The organism is Zobellella sp. DQSA1 (assembly GCF_041950555.1).
Classification (GTDB): Bacteria; Pseudomonadota; Gammaproteobacteria; order Enterobacterales; family Aeromonadaceae; genus Oceanimonas.
Genome location: NZ_CP169531.1, coordinates 3754112 through 3766043 on the forward strand (window position 1 = coordinate 3754112; position 11932 = coordinate 3766043).

14 protein-coding genes are annotated in these 11932 nt (G+C 62.2%); 9 read left to right on the forward strand and 5 right to left on the reverse strand.

What is annotated here, in order from left to right:
* The first annotated feature begins 2 nt into the window (after positions 1-2).
* From dksA to panD, 7 genes are all read left to right on the forward strand, one after another.
* Entirely contained in the window at positions 3-455 is a 453-nt protein-coding gene (gene dksA / locus ACEVBK_RS17840; protein WP_375056239.1) for an RNA polymerase-binding protein DksA, read from the forward strand.
* Positions 456-470: 15 nt separating this feature from the next.
* Entirely contained in the window at positions 471-1394 is a 924-nt protein-coding gene (gene gluQRS, locus ACEVBK_RS17845; RefSeq protein ID WP_375056240.1) for a tRNA glutamyl-Q(34) synthetase GluQRS, read from the forward strand.
* Positions 1395-1497: 103 nt separating this feature from the next.
* Positions 1498-2829: a polynucleotide adenylyltransferase PcnB gene (pcnB, locus tag ACEVBK_RS17850; RefSeq protein ID WP_375058600.1), complete on the forward strand. Its 1332-nt coding sequence runs from the start codon at positions 1498-1500 to the stop codon at positions 2827-2829.
* Positions 2826-3314 (forward strand): 2-amino-4-hydroxy-6-hydroxymethyldihydropteridine diphosphokinase, encoded by a 489-nt coding sequence (gene folK / locus ACEVBK_RS17855; RefSeq protein WP_375056241.1) that lies wholly within the window; start codon positions 2826-2828, stop codon positions 3312-3314. The genes pcnB and folK overlap by 4 nt, the downstream gene beginning before the upstream one ends.
* Before the next feature lie 12 nt (positions 3315-3326).
* Positions 3327-4121 carry a 3-methyl-2-oxobutanoate hydroxymethyltransferase gene (gene panB / locus ACEVBK_RS17860; protein ID WP_375056242.1) on the forward strand — a complete coding sequence of 265 codons (795 nt, stop codon included), beginning with the start codon at positions 3327-3329 and terminating at the stop codon, positions 4119-4121.
* Between the two features lie 9 nt (positions 4122-4130).
* Positions 4131-4979, forward strand: coding sequence for a pantoate--beta-alanine ligase (panC, locus tag ACEVBK_RS17865; protein WP_375056243.1), 849 nt, complete (start codon positions 4131-4133; stop codon positions 4977-4979).
* 172 nt (positions 4980-5151) lie between these two features.
* The gene (panD, locus tag ACEVBK_RS17870; RefSeq protein ID WP_375058601.1) at positions 5152-5532 is read left to right on the forward strand and encodes an aspartate 1-decarboxylase; all 381 of its coding nucleotides are present in this window, start codon (positions 5152-5154) and stop codon (positions 5530-5532) included.
* Between the two features lie 479 nt (positions 5533-6011).
* Here panD and ACEVBK_RS17875 read toward each other — a convergent pair whose 3' ends face one another.
* The 5 genes from ACEVBK_RS17875 to mpl all read right to left on the reverse strand — a co-directional run bounded on the left by ACEVBK_RS17875 (position 6012) and on the right by mpl (position 10395).
* Positions 6012-6785 carry an ABC transporter permease gene (locus ACEVBK_RS17875; RefSeq protein ID WP_375056244.1) on the reverse strand — a complete coding sequence of 258 codons (774 nt, stop codon included), beginning with the start codon at positions 6783-6785 and terminating at the stop codon, positions 6012-6014.
* Positions 6782-7705: an ABC transporter ATP-binding protein gene (locus ACEVBK_RS17880; protein WP_375056245.1), complete on the reverse strand. Its 924-nt coding sequence runs from the start codon at positions 7703-7705 to the stop codon at positions 6782-6784. Before ACEVBK_RS17880 ends, ACEVBK_RS17875 begins: the two co-directional genes overlap by 4 nt.
* Positions 7706-7791: 86 nt before the next feature.
* A complete protein-coding gene (gene hpt / locus ACEVBK_RS17885; RefSeq protein ID WP_375056246.1) occupies positions 7792-8322 on the reverse strand; it encodes a hypoxanthine phosphoribosyltransferase in 531 nt (176 codons plus the stop codon).
* Positions 8323-8405: 83 nt separating this feature from the next.
* Positions 8406-9044: a flavin prenyltransferase UbiX gene (locus ACEVBK_RS17890; RefSeq protein WP_375056247.1), complete on the reverse strand. Its 639-nt coding sequence runs from the start codon at positions 9042-9044 to the stop codon at positions 8406-8408.
* Positions 9031-10395 (reverse strand): UDP-N-acetylmuramate:L-alanyl-gamma-D-glutamyl-meso-diaminopimelate ligase, encoded by a 1365-nt coding sequence (gene mpl, locus ACEVBK_RS17895; RefSeq protein WP_375056249.1) that lies wholly within the window; start codon positions 10393-10395, stop codon positions 9031-9033. The genes ACEVBK_RS17890 and mpl overlap by 14 nt, the downstream gene beginning before the upstream one ends.
* Positions 10396-10591: 196 nt before the next feature.
* Between mpl and ppa the strand changes: the two genes are divergently transcribed.
* Positions 10592-11122 carry an inorganic diphosphatase gene (gene ppa / locus ACEVBK_RS17900; protein WP_106730991.1) on the forward strand — a complete coding sequence of 177 codons (531 nt, stop codon included), beginning with the start codon at positions 10592-10594 and terminating at the stop codon, positions 11120-11122.
* A 123-nt stretch (positions 11123-11245) separates the two neighbouring features.
* Positions 11246-11791: a YtfJ family protein gene (locus ACEVBK_RS17905; protein ID WP_375056250.1), complete on the forward strand. Its 546-nt coding sequence runs from the start codon at positions 11246-11248 to the stop codon at positions 11789-11791.
* Positions 11792-11932: the final 141 nt, after the last annotated feature.

Consider the following 11932-nt stretch of genomic DNA (forward strand, 5'->3'; position numbering starts at 1 on the left):
GAATGCCAGCAGTCGAAACCAAAAAATCTCTCGGTATTCTGGCTATTGCCGGTGTTGAGCCCTACCAGGCGAAGCCCGACGAAGAATACATGAACGAAGCGCAGAAAACGCACTTCCGCAAGATTCTGGGTGCCTGGCGCAATCAATTGCGCGAAGAAGTGGATCGCACCGTCGGCCACATGAAAGACGAGGCCGCCAACTTCCCCGATCCGGTGGACAGGGCCGCCCAGGAAGAAGAATTCGCCCTCGAGCTGCGGGCCCGCGATCGGGAACGCAAACTGATCAAGAAGATCGAGAAAACCCTGCAAAAAATCGACGATGACGATTTCGGTTATTGCGAGCATTGCGGTGTCGAAATCGGTATCCGCCGGCTCGAAGCCCGTCCTACCGCCGATCTGTGCATCGATTGCAAGACCCTGGCCGAGATCAAGGAAAAACAGATGGCCGGTTACTAAACCGGCCTTACCTCTATGACCAACACCGCGCCCGACCGCTATATTGGGCGCTTTGCTCCCTCGCCCAGCGGTCCCCTTCATTTCGGTTCCCTGATTGCCGCCCTCGGCAGCTACCTGCAGGCCAAAGCCAACCGGGGACTGTGGCTGGTGCGCATCGAGGATCTGGATCCACCCCGGGAAATACCCGGTGCCGCCGACGACATACTGCGCACCCTGGACGCCTTCGGCCTGCACTGGGATGGCCCCCTGGTGTACCAGAGCCGGCGCCACGCCCGCTACCAGGCGGTGCTGGATGACTGGGTCAGGCGAGGGCTTACCTATCACTGCCATTGCACCCGGAGGATGATTGCCGACGCCGGCGGCTTTTATAACGGCCACTGCCGGGAACTGGCTCTCCCCGCCGCGGGCGCGGCGGTGCGCCTGCGGCTGGAACGGCCGGTCTACGGCTTCGAGGATCTTCTGCAGGGTACGGTGAAGGTGCCCAGGCCCCTGGCGGAAGAAGACTTTATCGTGCACCGACGCGACGGTCTTTACGCCTACAACCTGGCGGTGGTGATCGACGACTGGGATGCCGGGATCACCGAAGTGGTACGCGGCGCCGATCTGCTCGAGCCCACGGTGCGCCAGATTGCACTCTACCGCCTACTGGGTGCCCCCGAGCCCGGCTGGCTGCACCTGCCGCTGGCGGTGCGGTCAGGGCACAAGCTGTCCAAGCAGAACCATGCCCCGGCCCTGGCTGTGCGCCAGGCCGGCCAACGGCTCTGGCAGGCCCTGAATTTTCTCGGCCAGCGGCCACCGCCGGAGCTGCAACAGGCCGATTGCGGCGAACTGCTGGCCTGGGCCCAGCAACACTGGCGACTCGAACTGGTCCCCAAAGGACCTCATATAGAGCTGAATTGCGCAGATAGTTCGCATTTACAGCGCCCTGCGCTATCATAGTGCGCCGATTTTTTTAGCTTAAGGCCTTGCGAGGTGTCCTATTTTTTCCCAGATTGCCGGCTTTTGTAAAAAGCTGCTCACCCGACAACAGGAGGCGTTGCCGTTGCAACCCGTGGTGCTGACGCGCGACCAGCATGGAATTTCGCGCCGACAAATCAGTGAAAACGCCCTTAAGGTACTGTATCGCCTGAACAAGGCCGGCTTTGAAGCCTACCTGGTCGGCGGCGGTGTGCGTGACTTGCTGTTGGGCCGCCAGCCCAAGGACTTTGATATCGCCACCAACGCCACCCCTGAACAGGTCAAGCAGCTTTTCAGCAACTGCCGCCTGGTAGGACGCCGCTTTCGCCTGGCCCATGTACTGTTCGGTCGGGACGTGATCGAAGTGGCCACCTTCCGTGGCCACCATCATCAGGTCAACACCAACAAACATGTCTCGGCCCAGTCCTCCGAAGGCATGCTGCTGCGCGACAACGTCTACGGCACCATCGAAGAAGATGCCGAACGGCGCGATTTCACCGTCAACGCCCTGTACTACAATATCGCCGACTTCAGCGTGCTCGGCTTTGCCGGTGGCCTCAAGGATCTGGAAGCCCGCCGGCTGGAACTGATTGGCGATCCCGAAACCCGTTACCGGGAAGATCCGGTGCGCATGCTGAGGGCCGTGCGCTTTTCCGCCAAGCTGGATCTGGCGATTAGCCCGCGCACCGAGGCTCCCATTCAGAGCCTGGCGCCCCTGCTGTCCGATATCCCTCCGGCCCGACTGTTCGAGGAAACCCTCAAGTTGTTCCTCGCCGGCCAGGGCCTGGAAACCTATCGCCAGATGCAACACTACGGTCTGTTCGCCCCTCTGTTCCCGGAAACCGCCGAAGTCATGGGACGGGGCAATAACCGCTACGGTCGTTTTATCGAACTGGCGTTGGCCAACACCGACGAACGCATCGCCCAGGACCTACGGGTTACCCCCGCCTTCCTCTACGCCGCCCTGCTGTGGGGACCGGTGGAAATTCGCACCCAGGAATTCGTCAATGACGGCGGCCTCGGTTATTACGATGCCTTTATGCTGGCGGCCGACGAGGTGATCGGCCGCCAGGTGAAGACGGTGGCCGTGCCCCGCCGCTTCAGCTCAGTGGTGCGCGACATCTGGCAACTGCAGGAGCGGCTGCCCAAGCGTGCCGGCAAGCGCCCCTATCGGCTGCTGGAACACCCCAAGTTCCGCGCCGGCTACGACTTCCTGCTGCTGCGCGCCGAACTGGATCCGCGGCTCAAGGAACTGGCCGAATGGTGGACCGATTTCCAGGCTGCCAACCCGGTCGACCAGAAACGCTTGAGCCAGGCGGCGCCCCATGAGCAGGCCGAGGATAGGCCCGAGGACGCCCCGCGCAAATCGCCACGCAAGCGCCCCCGTCGCCGTCCGCGCCGGAGAAAAGAGGCGTGACTCGCGTCTTTGTCGCCCTCGGCGCCAACCTCGGCGATCCGCTGGCGCAACTCGGGGCCGCCCGGCAGGCGCTGGACGCGTTGGCCGCTCCCGGCAGCCTGCGCCATTCACCGCTGTACCGGAGCCGGCCCATGGGACCGGCGGATCAACCGGCCTATGTCAACGGCGTGTCGGTATTCGACACCGCCCTGTCTCCCCATGCGTTGCTCGACGCCCTGCAGGCGATAGAACTGGCCCAGGGACGGGAACGCAAAGATGAGCGCTGGGGCCCCCGCACCCTGGATCTGGACATCCTGCTCTACGGCGAGCAGCAGATCGAAGACGAGCGGCTGACCATTCCCCACTACGGCATGAAGCAAAGGGAATTCGTGCTTTATCCGCTGGCCGACCTGGCGCCGGAGCTGGTGTTGCCCTGCGGCACGCCCCTGACCCGGCTGCTGCAGGAATGCCCGCCCAACGGCATGATCCGGTTGCCGGCGCAGTAACAGGAAACCACCATGAGCAAAATCACTACGGCCCGCCTGCTGGCAATGAAACAGGCCCGGCAGAAAATCGCCATGATTACCGCCTACGACGCCACCTTCGCCGCCCTGTTCGAGCAGGCCGGGGTCCATTCCATCCTGATCGGCGACTCCCTCGGCATGGTGCTGCAGGGCGAGGCCAGCACCCTCAAGGTGAGCGTGGACGACATCGCCTATCACACCCGATGTGTGGCCAACGGCAGCAAAAATGCCCTTATCGTCGCCGATATGCCGTTCATGAGCTACAACACTCCGGAGCAGGCCTGTATCAGTGCCGCCGCCCTGATGCGGGCCGGAGCCCATATGGTCAAGCTGGAAGGAGGAGACTGGCTGGCGGACACCGTCACCCAGCTGACCCGCCAGGGCGTGCCGGTGTGTGGCCACCTGGGGCTCACTCCCCAGTCGGTGCACGTGTTCGGCGGCTTCAAGCTGCAGGGACGCGAGACCGGGCAGGCCGAGCAGATCAAGCACCACGCCAGGGTCCTGGAGGCGGCCGGCATGCAGTTGCTGGTACTGGAATGCGTCCCCAGCAAACTTGCCGCCGACATCAGCCGGGCGCTGAGCATCCCGGTGATTGGGATCGGCGCCGGCCCCGAGACCGACGGCCAGGTGCTGGTGATGCAGGACGCCCTGGGGCTGACTTCCGGCTATGTGCCCAAGTTCACCAAGAACTTCCTGGCCGAGAGCGGCAACGTCAGGGCCGCCATCGAAACCTATGTAGCCGAAGTAGCCGAGGGCCGCTTCCCCGGCCCCGAGCACAGTTTCAACTGAGGAAAACAGATGCAACTGGTCAGTACCATCGATGAACTGAGGACCGTGATCACCGGCTGGCGCCGCCAGGGCCTGCGTATCGGCTTCGTGCCCACCATGGGCAACCTGCACCAGGGCCACCTGGAACTGGTCAGCCAGGCCCGGGGCCGGGCCGACAAGGTGGTGGTCAGCATTTTCGTCAACCCGCTGCAGTTCGACCGGGCCGCCGATCTGGCCGCCTACCCGCGCACCCTGGAGCAGGACTGCGAACGCCTCGACCACCAGGCGGATCTGGTCTTTACCCCCACTCCCGAGCTGATGTACCCGGCCGGCCAACAGCCGCAGACAACCGTGACGGTGCCCGGCATTGCCGAGGTGCTGGAAGGGGCCCTGCGCCCGGGCCATTTCGACGGGGTCAGCACAGTGGTGTGCAAGCTGTTCAATCTGGTGCAGCCGGATCTGGCCTGTTTCGGCGAAAAAGACTACCAGCAACTGGCGCTGATCCGTAAAATGACCGCCGATCTGAACCTGCCGGTGGAGATCCTGGGCGTGCCCACGGTGCGTGCCGAAGACGGCCTGGCCCTGAGTTCCCGCAACGGTTACCTGACCGACGCCGAGCGGAGCCGGGCTCCCGAGCTGGCCGCCACCATGCACCGGCTGGCCGAACGCCTGGCCGCGGGCGAGCGGGATCTCGATCGGCTGGTGAAAGAAGGTGCCGCCCGGCTGGACGGCGCGGGCTTTCGCACCGACGGCATCGATATCGTCGATGCCGATACCCTGGCACCGCTCGGCGAGCAAAGCCGGGCGGCGGTGATTTTAATGGCCGCCTTCCTGGGCAAGGCCAGACTGATAGATAACCAGGTAGTGCAGTTGCACTGACACTATCGCAGATATCGGCAGCATGGCCGGATAGGTTCACGCCGACTCGCCGTGAACCTATCCCTGGGGGCTCGACGGCGCCATCCCTGGCGCCAACGGTCGGCTTAGAAGGCCCCCATCCTGCCGTCAACGCCTTGAAGGCGGTAACTACGGAGACAAGCTAAACATGGATATGCAACGCATCATGCTCAGGGGCAAGCTGCACCAGGCCCGGGTCACCCACGCCGAGCTCAACTACGAAGGCTCCTGCGCCATCGATCAGGATCTGCTGGACGCGGTCAATATCCGCGAGTACGAACAGATCGACATCTACAACATCGAGAACGGCGAGCGCTTCCACACCTACGCCATCGCCGGCGAGCGGGGTTCGAAGATGATTTCCCTGAACGGCGCCGCCGCCCGCAAGGCCGCGGTGGGCGATCGCATCATCATCTGCGCCTATGCGCCCATGACCGAGCAGCAAATCGCCGGCTACAAGCCCAGCCTGGTGTACCTGGACGCCCAGAACAACATAGTGCGCACCAGCAAGGACATCCCCCTGCAGCTGGCCTGAACGCGTATTTTCCGCGTCAGCTCGAGAAAAAAGGCAGCCGCTTGGCTGCCTTTTTCTCTTCAGTGGTATTGGTAAACGGAATGATATCGGGCGAAGGATGCGACTTCATCAAGGCCCTCACCATCCTTAAGGTCTTGCGAGACGGCCTGTTGCGGCCCGGCGAAAAGGCAACAGGGCCGCCATCCCTGGCATGTGACGGTCGGTGGCGGCAACCCTGTTACCTCTTTCATAGATTGGTGTTGTCTGACAATAGTGCCCTTTGGAATACCGGAGCTGTCTGTCGCTGGCCAACAGGCTGACACGAACTGTTGACGGGAAAAGGGAACGGGGTCAGCCGGCCATCCGCGCCAGGGATGGCGCGGCTGAGCCTACAGGGATGTATTCACGGCGTGCCGGATGAGCCCGATCCCTTTTACCGTGAGCCACGAAGCCGCAAGTTCAAGTTGCAGAAAAAAGCAGCCAACCGGCTGCTTTTGGACTCAGTGCCGCAATCCCCGTCCGGTATGGATCAGGAACCAGGCGGCGCCGTAGAACAGGGCGATAAAGCCAAGGATGATGCCGTAGGCCAGGCTCAGGGGCACATCGCTGATGCCGAGAAAGCCGTAGCGGAAGGCGTTTACCATGTACAACACCGGGTTGGCATGGGACAACCCCTGCCAGAAGCCGGGCAACAGCTCGATGGAGTAGAAGACCCCGCCCAGGTAGGTCAACGGCGTCAGCACGAAGGTGGGGATGATGCTGATGTCGTCGAAGGTACGGGCGAAGATGGCATTGATAAGTCCGGCCAGGGAAAACAGCACCGAGGTCAGGAAGACGATGGCCACTATGCTGAACAGATGGCTCACCGGCAGGGTCACGAACAGCAGGGACACCAGGCTGACGATCAGCCCCACCGCCAGCCCACGCACCACGCCACCGCCCACGTAGCCGGCGATGATCACATAGGTAGGTACCGGCGCCACCAGGAGCTCCTCCACGTTGCGCTGGAACTTGGCGCTGAAGAAGGACGAGGCCACGTTGGAGTAGGAATTGGTGATCACCGACATCATGATCAGGCCCGGCACGATAAAGGCCATATAGGAATAACCGCCCATCTCGCCGATACGGCTGCCGATCAGGCTGCCGAAGATCACGAAATACAGGGTCATGGTGATGGCCGGCGGCACCAGGGTCTGCACCCAGATGCGGGTAAAACGCACTATCTCTTTGTGCAGTATGCTGCGAAAGGCGATGTAATATTGCCTGGCGTTCATGCTTTCCTCCCCTGTTCGACCAGTGCCACGAACAATTCTTCCAGCCGGTTGGCTTTGTTGCGCATGCTCAGTACCCGGATGCCCTGCTCGTTGAGCTGGCCGAACACGCCGTTGAGTCCCTGCTCCTTCTTCACCTCCACTTCCAGGGTGTGATCGTCAATCAATTGCCAGTTGAAGCCGGACAGGAAGGGCTCCCGGCAGTCGGGAGCCAGATCCAGGATAAAGGTTTCCACGTTGAGCTTGCCGAGCAGCCCCTTCATGGTGGTGTTTTCCACCAGCCGGCCCTTGTCGATGATGCCGATATGGCGGCACAACATCTCCGCCTCTTCCAGGTAGTGGGTGGTGAGGATGATGGTAATGCCCTGCTGGCTGTTGATCTCCTTGAGGAAATCCCACATGGCCCGACGGATCTCGATATCCACCCCGGCGGTGGGCTCATCCAGGATCAGCAGGCGGGGCTCGTGCATCAGCGCCCGGGCGATCATCAGCCGGCGTTTCATGCCGCCCGACAGGGCGCGAGCCGGCTGGTCCCGCTTCTCCCACAGGTCCAGCTGCTTGAGGTAGCGCTCGGCGCGTTGTTTCGCCTCCTTTCGCTCCACCCCATACAGTCCGGCCTGGTTGACCACTATCTGCTCTACCTTCTCGAACTGGTTGAAGTTGAATTCCTGGGGTACCAGCCCTATCTGGGACTTGGCCTGCTCCAACCGGGTGTCGATGTCGTAACCGAACACCCGCACCTTGCCCGCACTCTTGTTCACCAGGGAAGAAATAATGCCGATGGTGGTGGACTTGCCGGCCCCGTTGGGGCCCAACAGGGCGTAGAAGTCGCCCTGCGCCACGGTCAGATCGATGCCCTTGAGCGCCTCCACGCCACCGGCGTAGGTTTTGCGCAGGCCTTCGATCTCCAATGCTTTGGTCATGCTTGGCTCCAGATCAAAGACATATGCCTGGGCAAAGACCAGGCATATGAAGGTACATTAGCAAGAAGGGAAATGGCTTTCCGGACTTATTCCAGCGGCACCACCCTGCCGATGAAGGGCAGGTTGCGATAGCGCTGGGCGTAATCGATGCCGTAGCCTACCACGAACTCGTCGGGGATGGTAAAGCCAACCCAGTCCACCGGTACCTGGACCTCGCGCCGCTCGGGCTTGTCGAGCAGGGTACAGATGCTGAGCGAAGCCGGATTACGCAGGGACAGGATCTCTTTCACCTTGCTCAGGGTATAGCCGGTATCGATGATGTCTTCGACGATCAGCACGTGCTTGTCGTGGATCTCATCGTCCAGGTCCTTGAGGATACGCACATCCCGGTTGCTCTCCATGCTGCTGCCGTAACTGGAAGCGGTCATGAAATCGAGCCGCACCGGCAGCTCGATCCGGCGGCACAGATCGGCCATGAACACACAGGAGCCGCGCAGCAGCCCGACCATCACCAGTTCGTCGACGCCCTCGAAATGCGCGTTAATCTGCTCGCCCAGGGCTTGGATCCTGGCGTTCACCTCCTCGGTGCTGATCAGGACGTCCACTCGGTGTTTCATGTTTTCGCTCCGTTCGGGTCCAAAATACCCGGCTGTTGTTAAATCGGTATTCTACCGGAATTCTCGAAAATCTGCATACCGGGTCAGCTTTCTCCGCCGCCGTAGCCCCAGCGCGCCACCAGATCCTGCTCCAGCTCCAGGTGATCCAGGATCCGCGCCACCATGAAATCGACCAGATCCGCGATGGATTGGGGCTGGTGATAGAAACCCGGCGCCGCCGGCATGATGGTGACCCCGAGGCGGGCCAGCTTGAGCAGGTTTTCCAGGTGCAGAGCCGAGAAGGGGGTTTCCCGTGGCACCAGGATAAGCTGTCCCTTCTCCTTGATCACCACGTCGGCGGCCCGCTCGATCAGGTTGTCCGACACCCCCGTCGCGATGGATGCCACCGTGCCCATGGAGCAGGGACAGATCACCATCCGCCTGGGCGCCCCCGAGCCCGAAGCCACCGGCGAGAACCACTCCTCCTTGCCGTAGACCCGGATCTGCCCGGGCACAGCGCTATAGCGCTCGCATAGCCAGGCGGCCAGCGCCGCCGGCTTGCCCGGCCACTGCTCCCCCTGCTCGGTGGCCAGCACCACCCGCGCGGCGCCGGACACCAGCAGGTGCACCTGGATGCCGGCGGTCAGCAGCCGTTCCAGCAGCGCCAAGGCATAGGGGGCGCCGGAGGCGCCGCTCAGGGCCAGGGTGATCTGCCGCTCGCGCGGATACTCAGGCGCAGACATGGGCCGCCTCCAGTGCCGCCAGCAGCCGACCGTGGATGTCGCCGAAACTGCCGTTGCTCATCACCAGTATCTGATCGCCGGGCCGGGCATCGGCCACCAGGGCGGCGACAAGGGCATCCAGCTCATCGAACAGCCGGCCCCCGGGGCAGGCCGCCGCCACCGCCGCCAGATCCCAGCACAGCTCCGCCGGCCGGAACAGATAGGTGGCATCGGCCTGCTGCAGGGAGTCTGCCAGTTCCTGCTGGTGCACCCCCATTTTCATGGTGTTGGAACGAGGCTCCAGCACCGCCAGTACCCGCCCCTCGGTGGTACTGGCCTTGAGCCCGGCCAGGGTGGTCTGGATGGCGGTGGGATGGTGGGCGAAATCGTCCCACACCCGGATACCGGCCCGTTCCCCTTTCAGCTCCATCCGCCGCCTGGGCGGGACGAAGCGGCACAGGGCATCGATGGCATGTGCCACCGGCACCCCGGCGTGGCGGGCGGCGGCCAGGGCCATCAGGCCGTTATGCACATTGTGCAGGCCGATGCAGGGCCAACTCACCTCCCCCACCGGCCGCCCCTCGAGCAGCACGGTGAAGCGGCTGCCGTCGGCGGCCAGGGGCTCCGCCTGCCAGAGGCCGCCCTCGCCCAGGAATTCCAGCTCGCTCCAGCAGCCCATGGCCCTGACCTCTTCCAGCGCCGGCGCATGGGTCGGCATCAGGATGCGGCCATGGCCGGGTACCATTCGCAGCAGGTGGTGGAACTGCCGCTGGATCGCCGCCAGATCCGGGAAGATGTCCGCATGATCGAACTCGAGATTGTTGAGGATCAGGGTGCTTGGTCGGTAGTGCACGAACTTGGAGCGCTTGTCGAAGAAGGCGCTGTCGTATTCGTCCGCCTCGATCACGAAAAAGGGTGCCTCGCCCAAGCGGGCGGACACCTCGAAGTTGCCGGGCACCCCGCCGATCAGAAAGCCGGGGTTCAGGCCGCAGTCCTCGAGGATCCAGGCCAGCATGCCGGAAGTGGTGGTCTTGCCGTGGGTACCGGCCACCGCGAGCACCCAACGACTTTGCAGCACGTGCTCCAGCAGCCACTGGGGTCCCGAGGTATAGGGGATACGCCGGTCGAGCACCGCTTCCACACAGGGGTTGCCCCGACTCATGGCATTGCCCACCACCACCAGATCGGGCAGCGGATCCAGCTGGGCCGGATGATAGCCTTCGATAAGTTCGATGCCCTGCTGCTCGAGCTGGGTACTCATCGGCGGGTAGACGTTGGCATCGCTGCCGGTCACCCTGTACCCCAGTTGTCGGGCCAGAATCGCCAGCCCGCCCATGAAAGTGCCGCAAATACCCAGAATATGAATGTGCATAACCTGCCCCTGGCTGCTGTGAAGCCTGCATTCTAACAATCCGTTGCCGCTTTGGGCACTTGTATGGTGATCCCTGCGACAGCGGTTATAATGTCGCCCCTGAAGCACCTTTACCCATTTGTATAACAGATGTGCAGGGGTAAGGGTGATAAACTCGGTTAACAACCCAGTCACAGACAACATTAAAGGAAACGTCATGAGCCTGAACCAGGTCCCGGCCGGAAAAAGCCTGCCCGAAGATATCTATGTAGTCATCGAGATCCCGCAGAACGCCGATCCCATCAAGTACGAGATCGACAAGGACACCGGCGCCGTGTTCGTGGATCGCTTCATGGCCACTCCCATGTTCTACCCCTGCAACTACGGCTATGTGAACCAGACCCTGTCTCTGGACGGCGACCCGGTCGACGTGCTGGTGCCCACCCCACATCCGCTGGTGCCCGGTGCAGTGATCCGCTGCCGTCCGGTGGGCGTGCTGAAGATGACCGACGAGTCCGGTGAAGACGCCAAGATCGTGGCCGTGCCGCACAGCAAGCTGACCAGGGAATATGACCATATCCAGGATGTGAACGACCTGCCCGAGTTGCTCAAGGCCCAGATCAAGCACTTCTTCGAGCGCTACAAGGAGCTGGAAGCGGGCAAGTGGGTGAAGGTGGACGGCTGGGAAGACAAGGCCGCCGCCGAAGCCGAAATACTGACCTCCGCCGAGCGTTACAACAACGCCTGATAGCCCCGGCACCCGGATTCAAAAAGAGCACTTCGGTGCTCTTTTTTTATGCTTATCCATTTGACAAACAATCAACATTCTTTAGGCTAATCAGGTCAGACCTCATACCACAAGGAGAGAACGATGAAAGCATGGACCTGGCTGGCCTGCCTGCCCTTCATGGCCTCGGCCCATAACCTGCAATTCGATCAGCCCCTGCCGCCGGTCAGCGTCAGCGACAGGGGTGAGCTGGTGCTGAACGGAGAACGACTCGGGGAACGTATCTGGGGGGTCGGCTCTCTGCCGGGCAAGGTCAGGGTGGTCCAGCATATCGCCGGGCGCAGCAGCGCCAAGGAGCTCAACGCGCCGCTGATCGAGGCGATCAAGAGCGCCGAGCTGCCACGGGACAGCTACCAGACGGTGACCATCATCAATGTGGACGACGCAACCTTCGGCACCGCGCCCTTCGTGCGCAGCAGCGCCGAAAGCAGCAAGAAGGAGTTCCCCTGGTCCGCCATCGTACTGGATGAAAAAGGACGGGTCGCTCAGCAGTGGCAACTGGAACCGAAAAGTTCTGCCATCATAGTGCTGGACAAGGCGGGACACGTCCGCTTTGCAAAGGAAGGAGCCCTGACCGCGCAGGAGGTGAATCAGGTATTGGAGCTGGTGCAGACGGCACTGGCTCCCTGAGACAAATAAGGCCCGTTCAGGGCCTTATTTTTTGTTTTGGGTTACTCTATCATGGTGGCCAGTATCCCGAGGCTCGAGATATAGCCAACAAACAGAAGCAACCAGGTCATTTTGGGTTTACCTTTTTGCATCCGGCGCTCC

What these genes read in the sequence shown, in the direction of transcription:
- dksA (WP_375056239.1), top strand. Translation starts at nt 3, where the DNA reads ATGCCAGCAGTCGAAACCAAAAAATCTCTCGGTATTCTGGCTATTGCC.
- gluQRS (WP_375056240.1), top strand. Translation starts at nt 471, where the DNA reads ATGACCAACACCGCGCCCGACCGCTATATTGGGCGCTTTGCTCCCTCG.
- panB (WP_375056242.1), top strand. Translation starts at nt 3,327, where the DNA reads ATGAGCAAAATCACTACGGCCCGCCTGCTGGCAATGAAACAGGCCCGG.
- panC (WP_375056243.1), top strand. Translation starts at nt 4,131, where the DNA reads ATGCAACTGGTCAGTACCATCGATGAACTGAGGACCGTGATCACCGGC.
- panD (WP_375058601.1), top strand. Translation starts at nt 5,152, where the DNA reads ATGCAACGCATCATGCTCAGGGGCAAGCTGCACCAGGCCCGGGTCACC.
- ACEVBK_RS17875 (WP_375056244.1), bottom strand. Translation starts at nt 6,785, where the DNA reads ATGAACGCCAGGCAATATTACATCGCCTTTCGCAGCATACTGCACAAA.
- ACEVBK_RS17880 (WP_375056245.1), bottom strand. Translation starts at nt 7,705, where the DNA reads ATGACCAAAGCATTGGAGATCGAAGGCCTGCGCAAAACCTACGCCGGT.
- hpt (WP_375056246.1), bottom strand. Translation starts at nt 8,322, where the DNA reads ATGAAACACCGAGTGGACGTCCTGATCAGCACCGAGGAGGTGAACGCC.
- ACEVBK_RS17890 (WP_375056247.1), bottom strand. Translation starts at nt 9,044, where the DNA reads ATGTCTGCGCCTGAGTATCCGCGCGAGCGGCAGATCACCCTGGCCCTG.
- mpl (WP_375056249.1), bottom strand. Translation starts at nt 10,395, where the DNA reads ATGCACATTCATATTCTGGGTATTTGCGGCACTTTCATGGGCGGGCTG.
- ppa (WP_106730991.1), top strand. Translation starts at nt 10,592, where the DNA reads ATGAGCCTGAACCAGGTCCCGGCCGGAAAAAGCCTGCCCGAAGATATC.
- ACEVBK_RS17905 (WP_375056250.1), top strand. Translation starts at nt 11,246, where the DNA reads ATGAAAGCATGGACCTGGCTGGCCTGCCTGCCCTTCATGGCCTCGGCC.